The 23,760-nt window shown below is 52.3% G+C and carries 24 protein-coding genes; 22 read left to right on the forward strand and 2 right to left on the reverse strand.

The genetic code is table 11. From position 1 onward, the window contains the following. The first annotated feature begins 1 nt into the window (after nucleotide 1). From surE to rlmD, 4 genes are read left to right on the forward strand one after another with little or no spacing between them, the layout of a single operon-like run. The gene (gene surE, locus ACVL1J_RS09035; protein WP_159570695.1) at nucleotides 2-763 is read left to right on the forward strand and encodes a 5'/3'-nucleotidase SurE; all 762 of its coding nucleotides are present in this window, start codon (nucleotides 2-4) and stop codon (nucleotides 761-763) included. Nucleotides 764-772: 9 nt separating this feature from the next. Next, nucleotides 773-1,513 (forward strand): protein-L-isoaspartate(D-aspartate) O-methyltransferase, encoded by a 741-nt coding sequence (locus tag ACVL1J_RS09040; RefSeq protein ID WP_159570692.1) that lies wholly within the window; start codon nucleotides 773-775, stop codon nucleotides 1,511-1,513. After that, complete coding sequence (locus ACVL1J_RS09045) at nucleotides 1,510-2,319, forward strand: peptidoglycan DD-metalloendopeptidase family protein (protein ID WP_341236591.1); 810 nt, start codon at nucleotides 1,510-1,512, stop codon at nucleotides 2,317-2,319. The genes ACVL1J_RS09040 and ACVL1J_RS09045 overlap by 4 nt, the downstream gene beginning before the upstream one ends. Nucleotides 2,320-2,337: 18 nt before the next feature. Beyond that, nucleotides 2,338-3,711: a 23S rRNA (uracil(1939)-C(5))-methyltransferase RlmD gene (gene rlmD, locus ACVL1J_RS09050; protein ID WP_491665306.1), complete on the forward strand. Its 1,374-nt coding sequence runs from the start codon at nucleotides 2,338-2,340 to the stop codon at nucleotides 3,709-3,711. A gap of 222 nt (nucleotides 3,712-3,933) precedes the next feature. On the opposite strand, the gene ACVL1J_RS09055 is transcribed toward rlmD, so the two are convergent. Continuing rightward, nucleotides 3,934-4,638, reverse strand: a complete 705-nt coding sequence (locus ACVL1J_RS09055) for a Bax inhibitor-1/YccA family protein (RefSeq protein ID WP_159570683.1) — start codon at nucleotides 4,636-4,638, stop codon at nucleotides 3,934-3,936. Nucleotides 4,639-4,810: 172 nt separating this feature from the next. Here ACVL1J_RS09055 and ndk point away from each other — a divergent pair, with 172 nt between their 5' ends. The 8 genes from ndk to der all read left to right on the forward strand — a co-directional run bounded on the left by ndk (nucleotide 4,811) and on the right by der (nucleotide 13,641). Further along, nucleotides 4,811-5,236 carry a nucleoside-diphosphate kinase gene (gene ndk, locus ACVL1J_RS09060; protein WP_341236593.1) on the forward strand — a complete coding sequence of 142 codons (426 nt, stop codon included), beginning with the start codon at nucleotides 4,811-4,813 and terminating at the stop codon, nucleotides 5,234-5,236. Between the two features lie 66 nt (nucleotides 5,237-5,302). After that, nucleotides 5,303-6,442: a dual-specificity RNA methyltransferase RlmN gene (gene rlmN, locus ACVL1J_RS09065; protein ID WP_159570676.1), complete on the forward strand. Its 1,140-nt coding sequence runs from the start codon at nucleotides 5,303-5,305 to the stop codon at nucleotides 6,440-6,442. 266 nt (nucleotides 6,443-6,708) lie between these two features. Next, a complete protein-coding gene (locus tag ACVL1J_RS09070; protein ID WP_341236594.1) occupies nucleotides 6,709-7,803 on the forward strand; it encodes a helix-turn-helix domain-containing protein in 1,095 nt (364 codons plus the stop codon). Nucleotides 7,804-7,867: 64 nt separating this feature from the next. Then, nucleotides 7,868-9,115, forward strand: coding sequence for a flavodoxin-dependent (E)-4-hydroxy-3-methylbut-2-enyl-diphosphate synthase (gene ispG / locus ACVL1J_RS09075; RefSeq protein WP_341236595.1), 1,248 nt, complete (start codon nucleotides 7,868-7,870; stop codon nucleotides 9,113-9,115). A 50-nt stretch (nucleotides 9,116-9,165) separates the two neighbouring features. Then, nucleotides 9,166-10,491: a histidine--tRNA ligase gene (gene hisS, locus ACVL1J_RS09080; protein WP_341236596.1), complete on the forward strand. Its 1,326-nt coding sequence runs from the start codon at nucleotides 9,166-9,168 to the stop codon at nucleotides 10,489-10,491. After that, nucleotides 10,488-11,129, forward strand: a complete 642-nt coding sequence (locus ACVL1J_RS09085) for a YfgM family protein (protein ID WP_159570663.1) — start codon at nucleotides 10,488-10,490, stop codon at nucleotides 11,127-11,129. The genes hisS and ACVL1J_RS09085 overlap by 4 nt, the downstream gene beginning before the upstream one ends. Beyond that, complete coding sequence (gene bamB, locus ACVL1J_RS09090; RefSeq protein ID WP_341236597.1) at nucleotides 11,129-12,307, forward strand: outer membrane protein assembly factor BamB; 1,179 nt, start codon at nucleotides 11,129-11,131, stop codon at nucleotides 12,305-12,307. Before ACVL1J_RS09085 ends, bamB begins: the two co-directional genes overlap by 1 nt. Before the next feature lie 8 nt (nucleotides 12,308-12,315). Continuing rightward, complete coding sequence (der, locus tag ACVL1J_RS09095; RefSeq protein ID WP_159570657.1) at nucleotides 12,316-13,641, forward strand: ribosome biogenesis GTPase Der; 1,326 nt, start codon at nucleotides 12,316-12,318, stop codon at nucleotides 13,639-13,641. Here der and ACVL1J_RS09100 read toward each other — a convergent pair. Beyond that, nucleotides 13,638-13,958, reverse strand: a complete 321-nt coding sequence (locus ACVL1J_RS09100; RefSeq protein ID WP_159570654.1) for an Mpo1-like protein — start codon at nucleotides 13,956-13,958, stop codon at nucleotides 13,638-13,640. The genes der and ACVL1J_RS09100 overlap by 4 nt on opposite strands. A gap of 145 nt (nucleotides 13,959-14,103) precedes the next feature. Between ACVL1J_RS09100 and ACVL1J_RS09105 the strand changes: the two genes are divergently transcribed. The 10 genes from ACVL1J_RS09105 (at nucleotide 14,104) to asd (ending at nucleotide 23,694) form a co-directional block, all read left to right on the forward strand. Continuing rightward, a complete protein-coding gene (locus ACVL1J_RS09105; RefSeq protein ID WP_159570650.1) occupies nucleotides 14,104-14,577 on the forward strand; it encodes a CBS domain-containing protein in 474 nt (157 codons plus the stop codon). Between the two features lie 32 nt (nucleotides 14,578-14,609). Continuing rightward, nucleotides 14,610-15,638, forward strand: a complete 1,029-nt coding sequence (locus ACVL1J_RS09110) for an NAD(P)/FAD-dependent oxidoreductase (protein ID WP_341236598.1) — start codon at nucleotides 14,610-14,612, stop codon at nucleotides 15,636-15,638. A gap of 94 nt (nucleotides 15,639-15,732) precedes the next feature. Then, nucleotides 15,733-16,839 (forward strand): chorismate synthase, encoded by a 1,107-nt coding sequence (aroC, locus tag ACVL1J_RS09115; protein ID WP_341236599.1) that lies wholly within the window; start codon nucleotides 15,733-15,735, stop codon nucleotides 16,837-16,839. 27 nt (nucleotides 16,840-16,866) lie between these two features. Further along, nucleotides 16,867-18,048 (forward strand): MFS transporter, encoded by a 1,182-nt coding sequence (locus ACVL1J_RS09120; RefSeq protein ID WP_159570641.1) that lies wholly within the window; start codon nucleotides 16,867-16,869, stop codon nucleotides 18,046-18,048. A 90-nt stretch (nucleotides 18,049-18,138) separates the two neighbouring features. Next, complete coding sequence (locus ACVL1J_RS09125) at nucleotides 18,139-18,972, forward strand: M48 family metallopeptidase (RefSeq protein WP_159570638.1); 834 nt, start codon at nucleotides 18,139-18,141, stop codon at nucleotides 18,970-18,972. A gap of 146 nt (nucleotides 18,973-19,118) precedes the next feature. Continuing rightward, a complete protein-coding gene (gene leuC / locus ACVL1J_RS09130; RefSeq protein WP_341236600.1) occupies nucleotides 19,119-20,519 on the forward strand; it encodes a 3-isopropylmalate dehydratase large subunit in 1,401 nt (466 codons plus the stop codon). Nucleotides 20,520-20,537: 18 nt separating this feature from the next. Next, nucleotides 20,538-20,675 (forward strand): entericidin A/B family lipoprotein, encoded by a 138-nt coding sequence (locus ACVL1J_RS09135; RefSeq protein WP_159570632.1) that lies wholly within the window; start codon nucleotides 20,538-20,540, stop codon nucleotides 20,673-20,675. A 91-nt stretch (nucleotides 20,676-20,766) separates the two neighbouring features. After that, entirely contained in the window at nucleotides 20,767-21,408 is a 642-nt protein-coding gene (leuD, locus tag ACVL1J_RS09140) for a 3-isopropylmalate dehydratase small subunit (RefSeq protein WP_341236601.1), read from the forward strand. A 23-nt stretch (nucleotides 21,409-21,431) separates the two neighbouring features. After that, nucleotides 21,432-22,526 (forward strand): 3-isopropylmalate dehydrogenase, encoded by a 1,095-nt coding sequence (gene leuB, locus ACVL1J_RS09145; protein ID WP_159570626.1) that lies wholly within the window; start codon nucleotides 21,432-21,434, stop codon nucleotides 22,524-22,526. 46 nt (nucleotides 22,527-22,572) lie between these two features. Then, nucleotides 22,573-23,694 carry an aspartate-semialdehyde dehydrogenase gene (gene asd, locus ACVL1J_RS09150; protein WP_341236643.1) on the forward strand — a complete coding sequence of 374 codons (1,122 nt, stop codon included), beginning with the start codon at nucleotides 22,573-22,575 and terminating at the stop codon, nucleotides 23,692-23,694. The last annotated feature ends 66 nt before the right edge of the window (nucleotides 23,695-23,760 follow it).

Consider the following 23,760-nt stretch of genomic DNA (forward strand, 5'->3'; position numbering starts at 1 on the left):
TTTGACCATTCCCCATATTTTAATCAGCAACGACGATGGCTACAGCGCCCCTGGCATTCTGGCCCTGCATGGTGCCTTGCTAGAACGATTCGGCAACACAGTTCACCTGGAAGTCATGGCGCCCGAACAAGACCGATCAGGTGTATCAAACGCCCTTACGCTTGATCGCCCGCTTACTGTGCGCAAAGCGGCCAACGGTTTTCGCTATGTGAATGGCACCCCCACCGATTGCGTGCATGTGGCAGTAACAGGTTTGCTGGAACGCCGCCCCGATCTTGTCGTTTCCGGTATCAACAACGGTGCCAATATGGGCGACGACACCATTTACTCGGGCACCGTGGCCGCAGCCATGGAAGGCTTCCAGTGTGGTCTGCCTGCCATTGCTTTTTCGCTGGCCGGCAAGGGTTATGCGCACCTGGACAGCGCGGCCCGTGTTGCTGCTGAAATCGTGGACCGTTTTCTGAACAATCCACTGGGGCTTGAACACTGCTTGCTGAATGTGAATATTCCTCCCATTCCTTACGACGACATGCAGGGCTATGAATGCACCCGCTTGGGCAAACGGCACCATGCTGAACCAGTTATTCCAACCCAGAATCCCAAAGATGAAACCGTTTACTGGATTGGCCCACCCGGTGGCGCGAAAGATGCTGGCCCTGGAACCGATTTTTATGCGGTGAAGCAGGGTAAAATTTCAATCAGCCCATTGAAGGCTGATTTGACTGACCTTGAACAAATGAAAACCCTGGCCGATTGGCTGTAAAACAAAAAAATGGATCAAAAGCCTCGCTTCAAGCCAGCACCTGCGCTGATTACCCAGTCTGCGCGCAAACTGGATCGCATACCGGAACGCCTCGGTGGGTCAAGCCTGACCTCTGAGCGCGCACGCGGGCATCTGGTTCAAAAGCTTAAAACATTGGGCATCACGAACCAGCGTGTGCTGGATGTGATTGGCACAGTACCGCGCCACCTTTTTGTGGATGAAGCTTTTGCTTCGCGGGCCTATGAAGATGCAGCACTACCGATTGGTCACCAACAAACCATTTCGCGCCCGTTCACCGTGGCGCGTTTTGCGGAATACGCGCTGGATGGTCGGACTGAGCTCGACAATGTGCTCGAAGTGGGGGCGGGCTGTGGCTATCAGGCCGCTGTGTTTGCCAAGATTGCAAAACAAGTGGTCAGCATAGAGCGCATTGAGGCGTTGTATGACAAGGCCCAGCGTAATTTAAAGCTTGCAGACTTTCCGAAAGTCAAAGTAATTCATGGTGATGGGCTAGCTGGCTTGCCCGCACAGGCACCTTTTGATGTCATCATTGTGGCCGCAGCTGGTTTGGAAATTCCGCAAGCTTTATTAAAGCAACTCAAAATTGGCGGGCGTCTTATTGTGCCCGTGGCTGATCAAAATCAGCAAAATCTGGTCATTGTTGATCGCTTGAAGGTCGATAAATGGCATCGTGAGAAAAAAGACTTGGTAAAATTCGTACCCCTGTTACAAGGAACTCGCATCGTATGAAACGTGGCGCATTAACTAGAACCCCATTGCTGGGTCACACACGTGCATTGGCAGTTGGGTTTGCAACCCTTATTTTTCTTGGCGCGTGTACTACAACTGGGAATCAAGCCCCGGTTGTGGATCGTTTGCCGTCCAGATCCTCCGATACTGCAGTGGCCACCGATGGTGTTTACACCGTGAAGGCCGGCGATACCCTGTACAGCATTGCCCTTGATTTTGGTCTTGATTGGCGTGAACTGGCTCGAGCCAATAACTTGAGCGATCCCAGCAAGCTGAGTATTGGTCAAAAACTGCGTGTAACAGGCGCGCCTGGCGTCGTGGCAGGCTCAACCATTGAAGACAGCGGTGTTGAAGTGACCCCGATTACCCCGGCGGGTGGCGCAAGACCTGTTGATGCCACGCCAGCGCCCGAAATCAAGCCGCCTGCGCCAGTGGCGGTTACTTTGGGCTTTATTTGGCCGCACCCGGGTGAAATTATTCAAGGGTACAAAGCAGGTGTGAACAAGGGCATTGACCTTGCTGCCAAAGTGGGTGACCCCGTAATGGCCTCTCAGGCCGGGCGTGTGGTGTATTCCGGTAACGCCTTGCGTGGTTATGGCAACCTGATCATTTTGAAACACGACAACAATTTGTTGACAGCCTATGCGCACAACAAAACCTTGTTGGTCAAAGAAGGTGAACCCGTGACCAAGGGCCAAAAAATTGCGGAAGCAGGGCAGTCCGATTCCGATCGCCCCAAATTACATTTTGAGGTTCGCAAGCAGGGCAAACCTGTTGACCCAATGGATTACCTGCCAGCCCGTTAATTTTTATCGAAAGTAGCCATGGGCCGCAAAAAGAAAAAAGAAAGAACACCTGTGGTGTTTCCACAGGTGCAAGTTGCCATTGAGTCGATTGATCTGGATGCCAATGGTATTGGTCATGTCGATGGCAAGGTGCATTTTATCGATGGTGCCATCACCGGCGAAACTGTTGTTGCTGAAGTTACTCGCGTCAAGCCGAGTTATTCAAGGGGCAGAACGCTTCAGGTGCTCAACAGCGTGTCCACGCGAACCACACCCAAGTGTCCGCATTACGGCGTGTGTGGCGGGTGTGCCATGCAGCACATCGAACCCAATGCCCAGGTGGCCATCAAAAATCGTGCCCTTGAAGACCTGTTGCAACGGATTGGCCGCCAAACCCCTGAACAAATGATGCCGCCTATTTACGGCTCGTTTTGGGGTTATCGTCACCGTGCACGCCTAAGCACCCGTTTCGTGATCAAGAAAGATCGCTTTTTTGTGGGTTTTCACGAGAAAGCTTCCTCGTATGTGGCCGACATGCAGCAATGCCATGTGTTGCCCAAGCATGTCTCCAACATGATTGTGCCGCTTGGCAATATGTTGGTTACGCTCAGCATTTACATGCGTGTGCCCCAAATTGAGTTGGCCGTGGGCGATGGCGTTACCGCAATGGTGTTGCGCCATCTCGAACCTTTTAGTGACTCCGATTTGGACACACTTCGTGCCTTCGGCCTTGAGTGGGGAATCGACTGGTGGTTGCAACCTGGTGGCCCGGCCACTGCGCATCGTCTGGAAGCAGACAAACCAGTGGACCTGACCTATCGAATTCCCAGTTTTGGAATTCGTATGCGCTTTCGGCCCACCGACTTCACGCAAGTGAACCACCTGATCAACGACGCCATGATTAGCCGTGCGGTGTCATTGCTCGATTTGAAGCCTGAAGACCGCGTGCTTGACCTGTTTTGCGGTTTGGGCAATTTTTCTTTGCCTTTGGCTACAAAAAGCAGTTACGTGAAAGGCTTTGAAGGTTCGCAAGACCTGGTTGACCGGGCTGGTGAAAACGCGCAGTTCAATGGCCTGGCAGACAAAACAGAGTTTCATGTACGCAATCTGTTCGAAGTGGAAACACCCGAGTGGGAAAGCTGGGGGCAGTACGACAAAGTGTTGGTCGATCCACCGCGTGATGGCGCTTTGGAAATTTGTAAGGCCATTGTGGGGGCGCGTGCTGAATTTCAGCCCAAACGTATTGTGTATGTGAGTTGTAATCCTGGCACCTTGGCGCGTGACGCTGCCGTGTTGTGCAATCTAGGTTCATACAAACTCATGAAAGCAGGGGTGGTCAACATGTTTCCACACACGGCGCATGTTGAATCAATTGCGGTGTTTGAGCGGTTGGCCTACAGCGATTATTTGTGATTACTTTACTGAGCGTATAAATAACAAACGGGGCCGTTGCGGCCCCGTTTTCGTTGGTGCGTTTGCCTCACCAACTCGGCGGTCAGTATAGATACCGACCCACTGAAACTTCATACTGCGCTTTTGAAATTCACTTTGCAACAACTTTCGATGCTGCAAAGTGTCAAAAAAACTGCTTAAAAATCAGTTACTTCGCAGTAACTTTTTCCAGGGTTCGCGTATTTACTCGCGGCTGCCACCTGCAAACACCATGAGCAGCTGCAGCAAATTAACAAACAAATTGTACAAACTCAGGTAAATGCTCAGCGCTGCGGAAATGTAGTTGGTTTCGCCACCGCGCATTACACGTTGCAGGTCATACAGAATAAACAGCGAGAACAGGCCCACACAAATGGTGGAAATGGTCAGCGACAGTGCTGGCATTTGCAGGAAAATGTTGGCCACAGAAGCCACAATCACCATGACCAAGCCAATCAACAGACCTTTGCCCATGTTGGTGAAATCACGTTTGGTGACCGCAGCGTAACTGGCCAGGCCGAAGAAAATACCGGCTGTACCCAGCGCAGCCATCATGATGATGGAACTACCGTTCGACAGGCTCAGGGCGACCGATAGAATGCCCGACAGCATGAGACCCATGAAAAAGGTGAAGCCCAGCATGAGCACCACACCAAACGAGTTGTTGCGGTTTCGCTGGATACCCCAGATAAAACCGAACATGGCGGCAAGCATGACCACGAATGAAAGAATAGGGCTGCCAGCAAACAAACGGAAGAAGCCGAATTGAATACCTGCAAAAGCGCCCAAGGCTGTCGGAATCATCGACAGGGCCAGCAAGAAGTAGGTGTTTCGCAGAACACGGTTGGTTTCTACGGTAGATACACCACCGGCCGTGCGGCCAAATTGTGCGGTTCTGAATTCAGACATGTGTACTCGCTCCTTTGTAAAACGCGAATTTGTATGGATTTAGAGTAATGGTAATGGCGAAAAGTTTCAATTCAATGGGTGGGTCAGTCCTGTGATTGGGTTTTTTACATAAACCAGCTATAATCGCGGGTTAATTTTCACGCTTTTCTAATTTTTTCGGAGTGGTTACACCATGGCAATCGAGCGCACCCTGTCCATCATCAAGCCTGATGCTGTTGCAAAAAACGTAATTGGTCAAATTTACAGCCGCTTTGAAGCTGCTGGCCTGAAGGTAGTTGCTGCACGCATGGCGCACCTGTCACGCGCTGAAGCTGAAGGCTTCTATGCTGTACACAAAGCACGCCCGTTCTTCAATGACCTGGTTGAGTTCATGATTTCCGGCCCAGTCATGATTCAAGCCCTGGAAGGCGAGAACGCCATTGCCACGAATCGTGAATTGATGGGTGCCACAAACCCCAAGGAAGCTGCCGCCGGTACCATTCGTGCTGATTTCGCTGAAAGCATTGATGCCAACGCCGTTCACGGCTCTGATGCTCCTGAAACTGCTGCGAACGAAATCGCCTATTTCTTCCCAGCGTCACAAGTATTTTCACGTTAATCTGAATCGGTTGCGTTGAATTCCGGGGGCGCACGTGCGTCCCCGTTTGTTTTGAAAGGACACACCATGAGTGAACAACTCGACAATTTGCTGGACTACTCGGTGCCCGAGTTGATTCAGTGGTGTGGCAATTTGGGTGAAAAACCATTTCGTGCCAAACAATTGGCCAAGTGGATTCACCAGTCTGGCATGGACAATTTTGAGTCCATGACTGATCTTGCGAAGTCATTTCGCCAGAATTTGAATAGCCGTGCCTGTATCAAGGCCCCCAACATCATTTCCGACAATGTCTCCAAAGACGGCACACGCAAGTGGCTCTTTGATGTTGGCAATGGCGATGCGGTTGAAACTGTATTTATTCCCGAAGAGCGCCGCGGAACGTTGTGCGTCAGTTCGCAGGCTGGTTGTGCGGTCAATTGCCGCTTTTGCTCCACAGGCAAACAAGGCTTTTCGCGCAATTTGAGCACGGCTGAAATCGTCGCCCAGTTGTGGAAAGCCAATGTGTTGCTTCGCGAGGCTGGCGATCGCGTTTACGCCCAAGAACGCCCGGTTACCAATGTGGTCATGATGGGCATGGGCGAACCTTTGTTGAACTACGATGCCTTGGTGCCCGCTTTGCAATTGATGCTGGATGACACAGCCTATGGCCTGTCGCGCCGCAGGGTTACAGTGTCAACTTCGGGTGTGGTGCCATTCATGGACAGGCTTTCTCAAGACTGTCCTGTGGCCTTGGCCGTTTCGCTTCATGCACCCAACGACGCGCTTCGCGATCAACTGGTGCCACTGAATAAAAAATATCCGTTGCGCGAGTTGCTGGACGCCTGCCTGCGTTACCTGAAATTTGCCCCCCGCGACTTCATTACCTTTGAGTATGTGATGCTCGATGGCGTCAATGACAAACCAGAGCATGCTCAACAACTGCTCGAAATTGCCAAAATTGTGCCTTGCAAATTCAATCTGATTCCATTTAATCCTTTTCCGGAATCGGGTTTGTTCAAGTCAACCACCCCTGCGATTAAAACGTTTGTTGATGTGTTGGCTGGTGCAGGTGTAGTGACCACAGTTCGCAAAACTCGCGGAGACGATATTGACGCAGCGTGTGGTCAATTGGCTGGCGAAGTTCGGGATCGGACAAAAGTCCGGGAAAGATCGGTTAGCACGGTTTCGCTTGAAGAACTGAGGGGTTCCTCCAAACGTAGGAGCTAGGCAAACACCCTGCACGCTTTGTCATACAATGAAAACAGGATTGTCTGTGTTGTGGCGGTGTAGGTTTGTATTGATTGATTTATGAAAATCATATTTTGTTGCCAAACTTGTGGCAATTTCTCAAAAAACTCCTCAACACATTGAATTTTCATACAAATCGCTTGAATCCATCTGCCAGCATCGATTATGCTGCAAAGGTGGTGGCGGTAAAGAACTACAATTAATAATCGGGGCCAGTTGTGCCTGCCGACGCTTGGAAAGACCAAATGAATGAAAATCGTGCGATGAGCAAAACTGAATCATCAGATGCCAGTGCAGGTCAAGATGTTAAATCGGAGCAGAACATGGGCTCCGTGGCCGAAAAGCACCCCAATTTGACTCTGCTGGAATCTGGTCAAAACCCAGGTGAAATTCTGCGCGCTGCCCGCGAGAAGGCCGGCTATACCTTGAGCGACATCAGCGCTCAAACCAAAATCAACGAGCGCCAACTTGAAGCCATTGAAAGCGGAGACGTGGGTCGTTTGCCGCCTGAAACCTTTGCCAAGGCTTTCATCAAGAGCTATTGCAAAGCCCTGAAGATGGATGCTGCCCCGGTTATCCTGTCTTTCGGGTTTTCCGAGGGCAGTGTTCAGATGAAGGCCACAAGGCCAGGGCAAGCCGAAGGCGGTCGCCCAGAGCCGTTTGAACCTAAAATGCCCAACAGCTCCAAGCGCTTGTCCACATTGAACTTTGACCGCAAAACTGGCAAGAAATCGCTGAGCTACGGCATTGTGCTTGCAGCAGTGGTTGTCATGGCTGTGTTTTACATTCCGGTGTTCATGTCGAGTCAAGAAGTTGCTGTGGGCGATGCCGAGGTCATTGAGCCCAACGAGGCACCTGTTGCGCTTGCACCAGCGCCTGACAGTGCGGTGCAGGCCGATGGTTCACTGCCATTGGCTCTGGAAGCACCGGCAGCCGCAGGTGGCACTGCGGTGTTCCCTGCGCTTCAACAGCCATCAGCCCCTGAAAGTCAAACTGCAGCGCCTGCGGTAGCTGCGCCCGCAGCTCCTGCACCCGCCGTCTCTGCGCCAGCGGCTGAAGCTGCCGCGTCTGCCGCTGTGGTGCCACCGGTGGCCAGCGGTTCGGAAGGTGTGTTGCGCTTTAATTTCCAGGAACAATCCTGGGTTACCGTGCGCGATGCAAACGACAAGGTGTTGATTTCCCAGCTTAACGATGGTGGCAGCAACCTGGAAGTGAAGGGCTTGGCTCCATTCAAGCTGATTGTTGGCAATGCCACGGCAGTGAATGTGTCAAGCAACGGAAAACCAGTTGATCTAACTTCGTCCATTCGCGGTGAAGTTGCGCGGATTACTGTTCAGTAAAATCATTTGGGGGTAGTGCCCCCATTTTGTCAGCAACCTGTTTTTATCTCGCCAGAAGTTCATCGTGATTCCAAATACCCCCTTGAAGCGACACAAAACCCATCAAGTGGATGTCCGCTGGAAAGAACACGTCGTGTCCATTGGCGGCGGCGCGCCCGTGTTGGTGCAGTCGATGACCAACACTGACACGGCAGATGCTTTGAACACTGCCTTGCAGATCAAGGCCCTTTATCTTGCCGGCAGCGAGATGGTTCGAATTACAGTGAACAACGATGCCTCTGCACAAGCCGTGCCTTACATTCGTGAGCAGTTGGACAAAATGCGGATCCCTGTACCTTTGGTGGGTGATTTCCATTACAACGGCCATTTGTTGTTGCAAAAGTATCCAGATTGCGCAAAGGCCTTGTCGAAGTACCGAATTAACCCTGGCAACGTGGGCTCATCCCGTTCGCGAGACGACAATTTTGCCGCCATGATTGCGATTGCGGCCGAGCACGACAAGCCAGTGCGCATTGGCGTGAACTGGGGCAGCCTGGACCAAAACCTGTTGGCCCGGATGATGGATGAAAACGGTAAAAAAACCGATCCACTGCCAGCGCAACAGCTGATGTACCAGGCCCTGATTGAGTCGGCTGTGAGTAGTGCCCACAAAGCCGTTGAGCTTGGTTTGCCAGCCAATAAAATTATATTGTCGTGCAAGGTAAGTCAGGTGCAAGACCTGATTGCTGTGTACCGTGAATTGGCTGGTCGAAGCGAGTTTCCCTTGCACCTTGGTTTGACCGAGGCGGGTATGGGCACCAAAGGAATTGTGGCGTCGACCTCGGCTTTGTCTGTGTTGTTGCAAGAGGGAATTGGCGACACCATTCGAGTGTCGCTAACCCCTGAGCCCAATGGCGACCGCTGCAAGGAAGTCCTGGTTGGTCAGGAAATTTTGCAGTCCCTTGGCTTGCGTGCCTTTACGCCACAAGTTATTGCCTGCCCGGGCTGCGGCCGCACCACCAGTACTGTATTTCAAGAGTTGGCCGATCAAATTCAAACCTATCTTCGTGACCAAATGCCCATTTGGAAAAATCAATACGTGGGTGTTGAAGAAATGAAAGTTGCTGTGATGGGTTGCGTGGTGAATGGCCCCGGTGAAAGCAAGCATGCCGACATTGGTATTTCCTTGCCTGGTACCGGCGAAGCACCATCAGCACCTGTGTTTTTGGACGGAAAGCGCACGGTGACACTGAAGGGTGAGAATATTGCCCAGGAATTTCAGGCAATTGTGCAGCGTTATGTTGAGCAAAGGTACGCTGGCGGCAACAAGTAGCCCAAGAATAGGCGACAATACCGGGTTGAGAAATTAAGTTGAATGCGTCAATGAGTCATCCTGAGTCGCCGGAACAATCCAAAGCCAAGAAGCAACCCCGTATTCAATCCGTTAAGGGCATGAACGATGTATTGCCTGTAGAGGGCATTCACTGGGAAAACCTTGAGGTCATGCTGCGCGAATGGTTGACTTCCTATGGCTACCGTTTGATTAAAACGCCTGTACTGGAACCTACGTCGCTGTTTCGCCGTGGCATTGGTGAAGTCACCGACATTGTTGAAAAAGAGATGTTCAGCTTTGTGGATCGCTTGAATGGCGATGAACTCACGCTGAGGCCAGAATTCACGGCCGGTATTGCACGCGCCACCATCCAGCACAATTTGACCTATGCAGCGCCCCAGCGTGTGTACTCCATGGGGCCAGTGTTCCGCCATGAGCGCCCCCAGCGCGGGCGTTATCGTCAATTTCACCAGCTTGATGTCGAAGCCTTGGGCTTCGCTGGTCCCGATATTGATGCAGAACTGATCGTCATGCTTTCACGCCTGTGGCGTGAAATGGGCCTTGAAGACGTGCGGCTTGAAATTAACTGCCTGGGCGAAGCGCCAGAACGTTTGGCTCATCGCCAGGCTTTGATTACTTATTTTGAAGCACACACTGAATTGCTCGATGAAGATGCCAAACGGCGCCTGCACAGCAATCCATTGCGCATTCTGGATACCAAAAATCCAGCCATGCAAGACATGGTTAACGGAGCGCCGCGCCTGTCCGAGTTTCTGGGCGCAGAATCGCTGGTGCACTATCAGGGTGTGAAACGTCTGCTCGACGACGCAGGTGTGCAGTACATCGAGAATCCGCGTTTGGTTCGTGGTCTGGATTACTACAACCTCACCGTGTTCGAGTGGATCACCGACGCATTGGGAACACAGGGTACTATCTGTGGCGGTGGCCGATACGATGGTTTGATCGAAGTTCTGGGTGGAAAACCCACGCCTGCCATTGGATTTGCAATTGGCCTGGAACGTTTGCTCGAGTTGTACCTCGAAGTGAATCAGCCCGATGACACTGCAGATCTGGATGTGTACGTTGTTCACCAGGGTGAGGGCACCTCCCGCCGCGCATTTACTCTGGCTGAAGAGCTTCGGGATGCTGGTTTTGCGGTGGTATTGCACGCAGGCGGTGGCGGATTTAAAAGCCAGATGAAGCGTGCCGATATCAGCGGCGCAGCTGTGGCGGTTATTCTGGGTGAGAACGAATTGAATGCAGGCACTGCGGCAGTCAAATTGCTGCGTGGTGAAAGCAAACAGGAAGAATTCAAACAAGAGGGATTGGCCGAAGCCATTTTCGGTCTGCTTTACGGAGAAGGAGAGGAGTCTTGAGTCGATACAGCCTTGAAGAACAAGAACAACTGGCCAGTTTGAAGGCATTCTGGTCCAAATACGGCAGTTTTATTCTGACCGTGTTGATTCTTGTGTTCGGTGCCTTTGCCTTGAACAACGGTTGGAAATGGTGGCAAACGCGCCAGTCCACAGAAGCGGTTGTGGTCTACGAACGTTTGGAGGCGGCCTCGCGAGAGGGCAATATCGACCTGGTGGGGCAAACTCAGAAAACCTTGATCGAGGATCATGCGGGTTCACCTTACGCACAACGCGGTGCCCTGATTGCAGCCAAGGCTTTTTTTGACGAAGGTAAGCTCGACGAGGCCAAAGAATCACTGAAGTGGGCTTCTGAAGAAGCCAAGCTGGATGAATATGCGGCCACTGCCCGACTGATGCTGGCTGGCATTTTGATCGAACAATCTGATTTCGACGGTGCCAAAGCCGCTTTAAGTGACAATTACCCTGGTTTTGAAGGCCTGTTTCATGATCGCTTGGGCGATCTGGCCCTGGCCCAGAAAGATGTGGCAACAGCTCGCAAGGAGTATGAGTTGGCGCTTGCTACCATTCAGGCAGACAGCCCATGGAAGCAAGTAATCGAGCGCAAAATTAGCGCCTTGCCCAAACTGGAGACCAAATAATGAGTATGCCAATGAAGCAAGCCATCAAAGTCTCATCCCTTGTAACGGTTCTGGCCTTGCTGGGCGGTTGTGCTGCAATCAGTTCGACCATGAGCAGCCTGAACCCATTTGGTAACAGCGCCGTAAAGCCTGCTGAATTGCAGCCCTTTACTTCACAACTGAAAGTTGCAAATGCCTGGTCTGTGGATGTTGGTGATTCTGAGCAGGGCAGTTTTACACCGGTGTTGCTCGACTCCACTGTGTATGCCGCGTCGGAAGAAGGTCAGTTGGTGGCCATTGACAAGGCCACGGGCAAAACAAAATGGAAAGTGAAAGTAGGCACGAAGCTGAAAGCGGGTGTTGCCGCGACGCTTGACACCATTGCTGTGATCGACGCGAACAATAACCTGGTTGCGTTTGATGCCAACGGCAAACAAAAATGGCAGGTCGGTGTGGGTGCCGATGTAAGCAGTGTGCCCGTGGGTGCTGCCGGCACTATCCTGGTTCGCGGCATTGATTTCTCTGTGATTGCTTATTCTGCGTCGAACGGTGCACAACGCTGGAAGTACACACGCCAATTGCCACCGCTGACCCTGCGCGTCAATACGCCTGTGGATGTGAACAATGCACGCGTGTATGCCGGTTTCCCGGGTGGTCGTTTGGTTGCACTTGACCTGAGCACGGGCACCGTGGTTTGGGAAGGTACTTTGGCCACGCCCAGCGGCACCACTGAAATTGAACGCATTACTGATGTGACCGGCACGCCAATCTACAACTTCCGCGAAGTGTGTGCGGCTGCGTTTCAAGGCAAGGTAGGTTGCCTGGATTCCGTGAGTGCACGCCCTATCTGGACAAGCGATTTTTCCGCACCCAGCGGTGCCTCCGTAGACGACCGTTACCTGATCGCCCCCAATGAACTGGGCGATTTATTCGCATTCTCCCGCAGTGGCGGCAAGCAGGTTTGGAAAATTGAAAATTTCCAGCGCCGCCAGCCCACCACGCCGACCGTCATTGGCCGTGCCGTGGCCGTGGGTGACTACGAAGGTTATATTCATTTCATTGATCGAGACACCGGCAAAACCATTGCGCGAACAAGAGTGGGTTCAACCGCCTTGACCAGCCAGCCGGTGGCTGCTGAAACCGATGCGCTGATTGCGCAATCGCGTGGCGGCAGTGTGGCCCTGATATCTGTCCAGTAAAGTAAAACATGAAACCTGTCATTGCCCTGGTTGGGCGCCCAAACGTGGGTAAGTCCACATTGTTCAATCGCTTGACTCGAACAAGAGACGCCCTTGTGGCCAACCAGCCGGGCCTAACCCGTGATCGCCACTATGGCCTGGGGCGTATTGGTCCGCGTGAATACCTTGTAGTCGACACAGGTGGTCTTGAGCCTGTCGCCAAAGAGGGCATTTACGCTGAAATGGCCAAGCAAAGCAGGCAGGCCATTGTTGAGTCTGATCTGGTGTTGTTTCTTGTGGATGGTCGCCAGGGTGTAACCCCTCATGACCACGTGATTGCTGCAGAGCTGCGCAAAGCCAAGCGAGAAGTGATTTTGGTGGTCAATAAAACCGAGGGCTACACGCACTCGATGGCTGCCGCCGATTTCTTCGAGCTGGGTCTGGGCGAGCCGGAAACCATTTCTGCCAGTCACGGGGATGGCGTTCGTCAATTGATGGACATTGCCTGCGAAAAATTGCCGGTGTTGCCAGAAGATGATGAGGGCGGGCGACGAATCAAAGTTGCAATTGCCGGTCGTCCCAATGTGGGCAAGTCGACGATGGTAAACACTTTGCTGGGTGAAGAGCGCGTGATTGCCTTCGATTTGCCTGGCACCACCCGAGACAGCATTTACATTGATTTCGAACGCAACGACAAGCCTTACACCCTGATTGACACTGCTGGTTTGCGCAAACGTGGCAAGGTGTTTGAATCGGTTGAAAAGTTTTCTGTGATCAAAACCCTGCAGGCGATCGAGGACGCGAACGTGGTCATTCTGATGCTGGATGCGCAGCAGGATATTTCTGATCAGGATGCGTCAATTGCAGGCTTTATTGTAGAAGCAGGGCGTTCACTGGTGCTGGCTGTCAATAAGTGGGACAGTCTGGACGACTATCGCAAAGAGCGTATCAAGGCAGAAGTGGGCCGCAAGTTGACCTTTTTGAACTATGCCAAGTTTCACTATGTATCGGCGACCAAGCCTTTCGGCATCGCCGCCATGATGAAGTCAGTGGACGAGGCGCACGCAGCAGCTTTCGCAAAACTGTCTACACCGAAGTTGACACGCCTGATTCAAGAGTGTGTTGAGCACCAGCAACCCCCGCGCAAGGGTATTTTCCGGCCGAAATTGCGTTATGCGCACCAGGGCGGCCAAAATCCACCCATTGTTATTGTGCATGGCACAGCGCTGGATGCCATTCCAGACAATTACAAACGTTACCTGGAAACCCGCATTCGTGAGCGTTTCAAACTCGATGGCACGCCGCTTCGGGTTGAATTCCGAAGCAACGTGAACCCGTTTGACAAGAAGGATTAAAACGGAATTTTGCGGGTCAGAATGTCTTTGTACATGACCCAGTCACCCATCAAGCTATACAACGGATATTTGAATGTGGCGGGGCGGTTCTTCTCGAAAAAGAAGTGCCCCACCCATGCAAATGCATATCCGGTCAACAAACCATACAGCAGCCACATTGGTTGGCCGGTGGTGATCAGTTTGAACAAACACACCAGTGCCAGTGTTGAGCCCACAAAATGCAGTCTGCGGCAGATCAGGTTGTTGTGCTCGGCCAGGTAAAACGGGTAAAAATCAGCAAAAGTTTGAAATCTGTTTCCGGTTTTTGGCATGCCCATGTCTCCATTTATTTATTTTTAATCGTTGTAGTTTACATCCCTTGCCGCTTCAGGCCTGTATTTGCCCAGAAATTTGGACTTGAAAGCTGTGGCATTTCGGGTAGGATGAATAAAACGACCATAAGAATATTCTAGGAGGTTTGTGATGCAAGTTAAAGAAGTCCTGCGCGTGAAGGGCAACACGCTTTTTACGGTCACTCCCGAAACCAATTTATCGGATTGTGTTGTCACCATGGCTGATCATGACGTGGGCTCTTTGGTGGTCATGGACAAAGGCGTGCTGGCTGGCATCGTAACCTTCCGTGAAGTAATTCGCGTGTTGGCCAAGCGGCAAAAAGAGCACCGCACAGGCCCCACACCGCCAGTGGCGGAAATCGTGGTTCGTGAAGTGATGAACACAGAACCCACAGTGGCCACGCTGGATATGGAAGTGGACAGTCTTCGAAAATTGATGCTTGAGAACCACCAGCGTTATTTGCCGGTGATGGATGGAAACACCCTGTGTGGCGTAATTTCTTTCCACGATGTGGCCAAGGCCGTACTCGAAGAGCAAGGGTTCGAGAACAAAATGCTGAAAGGCTATATTCGCGATTGGCCAATGGAAGAAAGCAGTAACTGAGTTGAAATCCAAGCAGTACAGGTGGTGTTAAATTGAAGAAGAGAGTTGCGATTATCGGTTCGGGTGTGTCGGGTTTGGCATGCGCAAGAGAATTGGTTCAGCAGGGCCACGAAGTTACTTTATTTGAAAAAAGTCGTGGTCCGGGCGGGCGCATGCCCACGCGCTGGTTGAACCGTGATGTCGAACCCCCCTTGGGTTTTGATCACGGAACCCAATATTTTCAGGCATCGACCCCAGCCTTTGTTCAGTTGGTTGAGCAGGCTCAAAAAGCGCAAGCGGTTGCGCCTTGGGCCGGTACGGTCGTCAATCTCGGTTATGGGTTTTCTTCTCCACACAACAGCACCACAACACGATGGGTTGGCACGCCGGGCATGGCTAGCCTGGGGCGTTTTATGGCTCACGGGTTGGATATTCGCCTGCAATGCAGAGTGGCTGGAATGGCCCGCATGGATGGTGCCTATCAACTGACTATTCACCTTGGTGATGGCACAGTGCGGGTTGAATCCGGTTTTGATGCTGTGGTGTGCGCGGTGCCTGCAGAACAGGTTGTTCCCCTGTTCGATGAAATTCACAAGCCTTTGGCAAGCCTGGCTTCCGGTGTTCAGTCCAATGTAACGTGGTCGGTTATGCTGACTCCTCGCGAAGCGGTCAAAGTCGATTTCGATGGGGCTTTTGTGGTTGACAGTCCTTTGGGCTGGATTTGTCGCGATTCATCCAAACCGGGCAGGGCGGTGGGTGATCGCTGGATGTTGCAGGCCACCGCAGACTGGTCCCGTTTGCACCAAGATTATGCAGCCGATGAGGTGGGCAAAATGCTGCTGGATGTGTTTTGCAATGTGACAGGTCAATTGATTGAAGAACCCTTGACCTTGACTGCACACCGTTGGCTGTATTCATTGCCCAGCAATCCGGTGGGCATGCCCTGTTATTTCAGCGAGGAATCCATGTTGGGTGCTTGCGGTGACTGGCTCAATGGTGCGCGTGTTGAAGACGCGTTTTTGAGTGGTCACACCCTTGGTCATCAGCTGTCGAATGCATTTGACAGCACTTTGATTCAGTAGCAACTTGGTTGCAATTGAGCAAGCTCAACGCCCGCGCCGTTCAGGTGCGGGATAATCCGATAAAATAACGTTTTGCCTATTCGAGTAAACGCGCATGTCTGGAAGCAGCTTGGGTCGCCTTTTTGTGGTCAGTAATTTTGGAGAAAGCCATGGGCCTGCCATTGGTTGCGTGGTTGACGGCTGCCCACCCGGTTTGCCACTGACCGAAGCAGATCTGCAGGCCGACCTGGATCGACGCAAGCCGGGGACTTCCCGCCATGTGACGCAACGCCAGGAAGCTGACCAAGTCGAAATTTTGTCCGGTGTGTTTGAAGGCCTTACCACGGGCGCACCAATTGGCTTGCTGATTCGCAATCAGGACCAACGCAGCAAAGACTACGGCAACATCATGGACACCTTTCGCCCAGGCCATGCTGATTACACCTACTGGCACAAATACGGCATTCGCGATTTTCGCGGAGGCGGTCGCTCTTCTGCCCGCATGACCGCGCCCATGGTGGCTGCGGGTGCCATCGCAAAAAAATGGTTGGCCGGTAAGCTGGGTATCGAGATTCGCGGTTGCATGACTCAAATTGGTGAGGTGGACATTCCATTTTCCACTTGGGACGATGTGCACACCAACCCGTTCTTCGCGCCAAACAATGGAAAAATTGCTGAGCTTGAGGCTTACATGGATGCCTTGAGAAAGTCGGGCGATTCGTGTGGTGCAGGGCTGCGTGTACAAGCCACCGGCGTACCCGTGGGTTTGGGTTCTCCTTTGTATGACAAGCTGGATGCCGACATTGCCCATGCCATGATGAGTATCAATGCCGTGAAGGGCGTTGAGATTGGTGCTGGTTTTGCCTGTATTTCACAAAAAGGCTCGGTGCATGGCGATGAAATGACCCCCGAGGGTTTTGGCTCCAACCATGCGGGCGGTGTTCTGGGCGGCATTTCCACCGGGCAAGATATTGAAGTTCGAATGGCAATCAAGCCAACATCGAGCATTCGACTGCCGAGAAAGTCGATAGACAAATCAGGCAATCCGATCGAAGTCGAAACTTACGGTCGTCATGACCCCTGCGTTGGAATTCGCGCAACTCCGATTGCTGAAGCCATGCTGGCATTGGTCATCATGGATCATTTGCTGATGCACCGTGCGCAGTGTGCGGATGTGCAGGTGGATACGCCACAGATTCCACCAGGTATTTCAAACTATTAAATCGTCAATCTCGAAACGGGCAGGCATTTGCAACTGGGCTGGTTAGCGCTTTTTTACGCAGCGTATTTCGCATTTGTTGGCCTGTATTCGCCTTTCCTGGGGCCGTACTTAAAGTCCATTGGCCACAGCCTGGATGTGATTGCCCTGTCCTTGGGCATGATGCAACTGATGCGAATCGTAGGGCCCTTTGCGTGGGGCTGGATCGCGGATCACACCGGTAACAGGGTTCGCTGGATTCGGCTGGGTACTTTTGCGGGCTTTTGCTTTGCAGCCCTGGCATTTTGGTATCAGCAAACGCCCTCGTATCTGATCGTGCTGATCCTTCTGTTGAATTTGAGCATTTCGGGGTTGGTTCCCATGTCCGACTCCTACGCCATGGAGCGTTGTGCCGGCTGTACGGGCCGGTACGGCCAGGTGCGTTTGTATGGTTCCTTGGGCTTTGTGGCAGCTGTATTGGTTTTTGGCGCAGTGGCCGATCGTTTCGGTTTTGCTTCTTATCCGGTGTGGGCCTGTGCCATGTTGTTGCTCGGGTTTGTTGCTGCGCTGAAGTTTGCGCCGGATTCCGCCCGCGTGCCCGCAACTGAAAGCTCAATTGCCTTCACAGGCAGCGGATTCAAACGCCTTTTATTGCCCGGTCCAATGCCGCTGTTCTGGCTGGCTGCGTTCTTCATGATTTTTGCCCACGGGGTTTTTTACGCCTTCTTTTCGCTTTATTTGCTTGAATTCAATTATTCAGAAATGAGCATTGGCGGCTTGTGGGCTTTTGGCGTGATGTGTGAGGTGGTGTTTTTTGCCCTTCAAACACGATTTTTTAAACGTTTCTCTCTCAACACCTGGCTTTGCGTCAGTTTTGCAGCTTGTGCATTCCGTTTTGCACTCACCGCGGCATTTCCCGAATACGGTTGGATCATGTTGTCTGCCCAAGGCTTGCACGCTTTAACATTTGCGGCGCACCACACCGCCACCATTTCCTGGTTGCGCGAGAATTTGCCGGTAAAACTTGTGGTTCGTGGCCAGGCGATGTATGCCACCATTGCCTATGGGCTTGGTGGATCAGCGGGTACGTTTCTGGGCCGTTTTGCCTGGGAACTGGGCGGGCCCTCCAGCGCTTTTGCGATGGCGTCGTTAAGCGGATTGATCGCTTTGCTTTTGGGGTGGCGTTTTACGATTGCCAGCAAGCTGGCACCTTCGGCACTTTTGTCGCGATAAACTGTCTCATGTCGGTAGTTGATGTCAACTTTGCAGCATTGTGTGCCGTTTTTAAGAAACGGTTTTACTGAAAATTACAGGTGAAAAATAATGGTATTTTCTGGACTCAAGCGACGCACAGCCCTGGCACTAAGCCTTGCGTTTTCAACCGGTGTGTTGACTGCGTGTTTAACTACTCAAACCACCTCAGGTGGGGCGGTTGGGGTTGATCGTTCCCAGTTTGTGCTTGTTTCTTCGGCAGAAGTCGATGCGGCTGCTGCCAAAGGCTACGCCGATGTGATCGCCAAAGCCCAGAAAGAAGGCAAATTGAATAAGGACGCCAAGCAGGTGGCCAGAATTCGGGCAATCGCCAATCGATTGATTCCCCAGACAGCGGCCTTTCGAACCGATGCGCCGCAGTGGAAATGGGAAGTCAATGTGATCGAATCAGACCAGCTCAATGCGTGGTGTATGGCCGGTGGAAAGATTGCGTTTTATTCGGCCCTGATCGAAAAACTCGCCCTGACTGATGATGAAATCGCAGCCATCATGGGGCATGAAATTGCCCATGCTTTGCGGGAACACAGTCGCGAGCGAATTTCGCAGCAGTTGGCCACATCGGTGGGGCTTGATTTGATCTCTGCAGGTTTGGGTTTGTCCCGCGGCGCATCAGACTTGGCGGGTATGGCAGCGAATGTGGCTATTTCTCTGCCGTATGGCCGTTCTCATGAGGTGGAGTCGGATCGAATTGGCGTGGAGTTGGCGGCGCGTGCGGGTTATAACCCCCGTGCTGCGATCAGTGTTTGGCAAAAGATGAGCCGGGCTGGTGGTGGTTCACCTCCCGAGTTGTTGTCTACGCATCCTTCGCCTGAGAATCGAATTCAGGATCTCGAAGTTTACTCAGCCCGAGTTCAACCCTTGTATGAGCAAGCCAAGAAGCGTTAAAGGCCTTGATTTGAGGTGCCGCCTTGTCGGCTGCGCTGTAAGCCCAAGGCTGGCTGTGGCATAATAAGGGGTTATTTTTTACGCAATTTGCTGGTCAATTCAGATCGACGAATCTGAATGATTCAGCCCGAAGCAGGTCCTTGAAAATGGCAAAAACTCTTTACGACAAACTCTGGGAAAGTCACGTGGTGCGTACCGAAGAAGACGGTACCTCACTGATTTACATTGACCGCCATTTGCTGCATGAAGTCACCAGTCCCCAGGCATTCGAAGGCCTGGAGTTGGCTGGCCGCGACTTGTGGCGCAACAGTGCCAACCTGGCGGTGGTGGATCACAACGTACCAACTACCGATCGCTCCAAGGGCATTGCCGACCCCACTTCGCGTTTGCAGGTTGAAACCCTGGACAAAAATGCAAAAGCCCATGGCCTGACCTACTTTGACATCAAAGACCTGCGCCAAGGCATTGTGCATGTGATTGGACCTGAGCAGGGCGCAACCTTGCCTGGCATGACCGTGGTTTGTGGCGATTCGCACACCAGTACCCATGGAGCCATTGGTGCGCTGGCGTTTGGCATTGGTACCTCAGAAGTTGAGCATGTCATGGCCACTCAGTGTTTGCTGATGAAGAAGGCCAAAAACATGCTGGTGCGTGTTGAGGGCACCTTGGGCAAAGGCGTGTCTGCCAAAGATGTCATCTTGGCCATCATTGGAAAAATTGGTACGGCTGGTGGTACCGGCTACGCGATTGAATTCGCCGGTTCGGCAATTCGTGGCTTGTCCGTCGAAGGTCGCATGACGATGTGCAATATGGCCATCGAGGGTGGGGCGCGTTCCGGCATGGTGGCTGTGGATGACAAAACCATTGAATACGTGAAAGGGCGTCCGTTCAGCCCGAAAGGCGAAATGTGGGACCCAGCAGTCGCTTACTGGAAAACCTTGAATACGGATGATGGCGCACATTTTGACCAGGTGGTTGAACTACGCGCCGAAGATATTCAGCCGCAAGTGAGTTGGGGTACTTCACCCGAGATGGTGACTGATGTGCACGGCGTGGTGCCAGATCCAGCTTCTGTAGCAGACCCTGTGAAACGTCAGGGCTACGAGCGCGCCTTGCAATACATGGGCCTGAAACCCTTGCAGAAAATCGAAGAAATTAATGTAGACACCGTGTTTATCGGTTCTTGCACGAATTCACGCATCGAGGATTTGCGCGACGCCGCAGCGGTGGTGAAGGGCAAGAAAAAAGCCGAGTCAGTCAAGTTGGCCATGGTGGTGCCAGGCTCTGGCCTGGTGAAGGCGCAGGCTGAGAAAGAAGGTCTGGACAAAATTTTCCTGGATGCCGGATTTGAATGGCGTGAGCCCGGTTGTTCCATGTGTTTGGCCATGAACGCCGACCGCCTGGGCAGTGGTGAGCGTTGTGCATCTACCAGCAACCGGAACTTTGAAGGACGTCAAGGTGCGGGCGGCCGTACACACCTTGTTAGCCCGGCCATGGCGGCCGCGGCGGCGATTGCAGGCCATTTCACTGATTCCAGAACTTTTTAAAACAAAGGAGTGTTTGATATGAAAATCGTTTCCGCACTTTTGCTCGCTTTGTCAGCTTTGTCATTGTCTGCCTGTAACACCATTGAAGGCATGGGCAAAGACATCAAAGCCGGTGGTGAAGCCATTGAGCGCACTGCCGATGAAAACAAGAAGTAATTTTTAACTTGCATTCTGAAGTGGCGCTGGCAATGTTGTTTTTCCAGCGCGGCTTGAACTCCGGTAAATCCGGAATATTCACGGATTAATTATGGACAAATTTGTAACCCACACTGGTATCGCCGTTGCGTTGAACCGCGCCAATGTGGACACCGACGCCATCATTCCCAAACAGTTTTTGAAAAGCATCAAGCGAACAGGTTTTGGGGAGCATTTGTTTGATGGCTGGCGTTATCTCGACGAAGGTGAGCCTGGCATGGATTGCACCACACGCCCCTTGAATCCTGATTTCGAGTTGAATAAACCCGAGTTTCAAGGTGGCACCGTGTTGGTGGCTGGCCCCAACTTTGGTTGTGGTTCATCGCGCGAACACGCGCCTTGGGCACTTCAGCAATATGGTTTCAAGGCTGTTATTTCCAGTAGTTTTGCCGATATTTTCTTCAACAATTGCTTTAAGAATGGTTTCTTACCCATTGTTTTAAAAGAACAAGAGGTGAAAGAGATTTTGACGGCAATTGACTCAAAGCCTGGCATTGAAATCACAGTCAGCCTTGAGCACCAAACCGTGAGTATTGCTGGCAAAAGCTATGGTTTTAACGTGGATGCATTCCGCAAGCATTGCCTGGTGAATGGTTTCGATGACATTGGCCTGACTTTGCAGCACCGTGACGAAATTGTTGCGTTCGAGAAAAACCGCCTGGCAAACCAGCCTTGGCTTGCAAACACCATCTAAATAAAAACAAGCAGAGAATCAGAATGACATTGAAAATCGCCGTAATGCCCGGTGACGGCATTGGCCAAGAGATTACAGCGCAGGCCGTTAAGGTGCTTGAAGCACTGAAAACTGACGGTTTGAACATCGAGTTCGAGCATGCCTTGATCGGAGGTGTGGCTTATCGCGAGAAAGGTGTGCCGCTACCAGAGGAAACTGTGGCTTTGGCCAAGGCGTCCGACGCTGTGTTGTTTGGTGCCGTTGGCGATTTTTCGCTGGATACACTGCCGCGCCACCTGCGCCCCGAGCAGGCCATTCTGGGAATTCGCAAGGCTTTGAACCTGTTTGCCAATTTCCGCCCGGCCATGGTGTACGACGAGCTGGCCGATGCGTCGACCTTGCGCCCGGAAGTGGTGGCTGGTCTGGATATTCTGATTGTTCGTGAATTGACTGGCGACATTTACTTTGGCACCCCGCGTGGCAACAGAATTGCCGAAGATGGTCCATTCAAGGGCGAACGTGAGGCATTCGACACCATGCGTTACGCCGAAACCGAGATTCGCAGAATTGCACATGTGGCCTTTCAGGCCGCGCAAAAGCGCGGTGGCAAGCTGTGTTCTGTCGACAAGGCCAATGTGCTGGAAACAACCCAGTTTTGGCGCGATATCGTGACCGAAGTGGGCAAGGAATACAACGATGTCGAACTGAGCCACATGTATGTGGACAATGCCGCCATGCAGTTGCTGAAAAACCCCAAGCAGTTTGACGTGATCGTGACCGGTAATCTGTTCGGTGATATTTTGTCAGATGAAGCGTCCATGTTGACCGGTTCTATTGGCATGTTGCCCTCGGCCTCGCTGAACGAATCGAACTTTGGTCTTTACGAGCCAATTCATGGCTCAGCACCCGACATTGCGGGCAAGGATTTGGCCAACCCCATGGCCACGGTGCTTTCAGCGGCCATGATGCTGCGTTACACCTTTGGTCTTGAGGACTATGCAATCCGTATTGAGAATGCGGTGAAAACCGTGCTGGCCACGGGGCCGCGTACCGGCGATATCTGGCGCGATGGGAAGGTGCGTACCGGCACTGTGGGCATGGGCGATGCGATTGTGGCTGCGCTGGCCAAACAGCGCTAAAGCGAAATCGCAATTCAAGAATTTAAAAGTACTGGAGTTTTTTATGTTGAAAGTTGGTTTGGTTGGATGGCGTGGCATGGTGGGTTCCGTGCTCATGCAACGCATGCAGGAAGAGAATGATTTCGCGCATTTCGAGCCGATTTTCTTCTCGACTTCCAATGCGGGTGGCAAGGCACCGGCTTTCGCCGGCAATGCGGGCCCCTTGCAAGATGCAAACAGTATCGACGCCCTGAAACAAATGGACGTGGTGTTGACTTGCCAGGGTGGTGATTACACCAACGAGGTGTTCCCCAAGCTGCGCGAAGCGGGTTGGAATGGTTACTGGATTGATGCGGCCTCCAGCCTGCGCATGAAAGACGACGCCATTATCATTCTTGACCCCGTGAACATGAACGTGATCAAAGACGGCCTGACCAAAGGCGTCAAGAATTACGTGGGTGGTAACTGCACCGTGTCACTGATGCTGATGGCTTTGGGCGGCCTGTTCCAGAATGACAAGATCGAGTGGGTCACTTCCATGACTTACCAGGCGGCTTCGGGTGCTGGCGCACAAAACATGCGTGAACTGATTTCGCAAATGGGCAGCATTCATGGTTCGGTCCAAGACCTCTTGGCTGACCCCGCGTCTGCCATTCTGGAAATTGATCGCAAGGTTGCTCAGCACATCAATTCCGATGCCTACCCTAGCGATAATTTTGGCGTGCCACTGGGTGGAAGCCTGATTCCATGGATCGACAAAGACCTGGGCAACGGCCAGTCCAAAGAAGAATGGAAGGGCGGTGCCGAGACCAATAAAATTTTGGGCAAACCTGCCATGGGCGCGCCCGGTTGCGTGCCTGTAGACGGTCTGTGCGTGCGTGTGGGCGCCATGCGTTGCCACTCGCAGGCGTTGACGATCAAGTTGAAGCAAGACATTCCGTTGAATGAGATCAATGACATGCTTGCCAAGGCCAATGATTGGGTTAAAGTGATTCCCAATGAACGCGATGCTTCCATGCGCGATTTGACTCCAGCCGCGGTAACAGGTCGCATGCACGTGCCTGTGGGGCGTTTGAGAAAAATGGCCATGGGTGGTAGTTATTTGAGCGCATTCACGGTGGGCGATCAGTTGTTGTGGGGTGCGGCCGAGCCATTGCGTCGTATGTTGCGCATTCTGATCGAACGCTAAGCAGCACCAATATTGATCACAATAAGCTGCCGAAGGTGGCTTGAACATTCATGGAGTAAACGGGTG

Source organism: Limnobacter sp. G6BE5S (assembly GCF_058448965.1).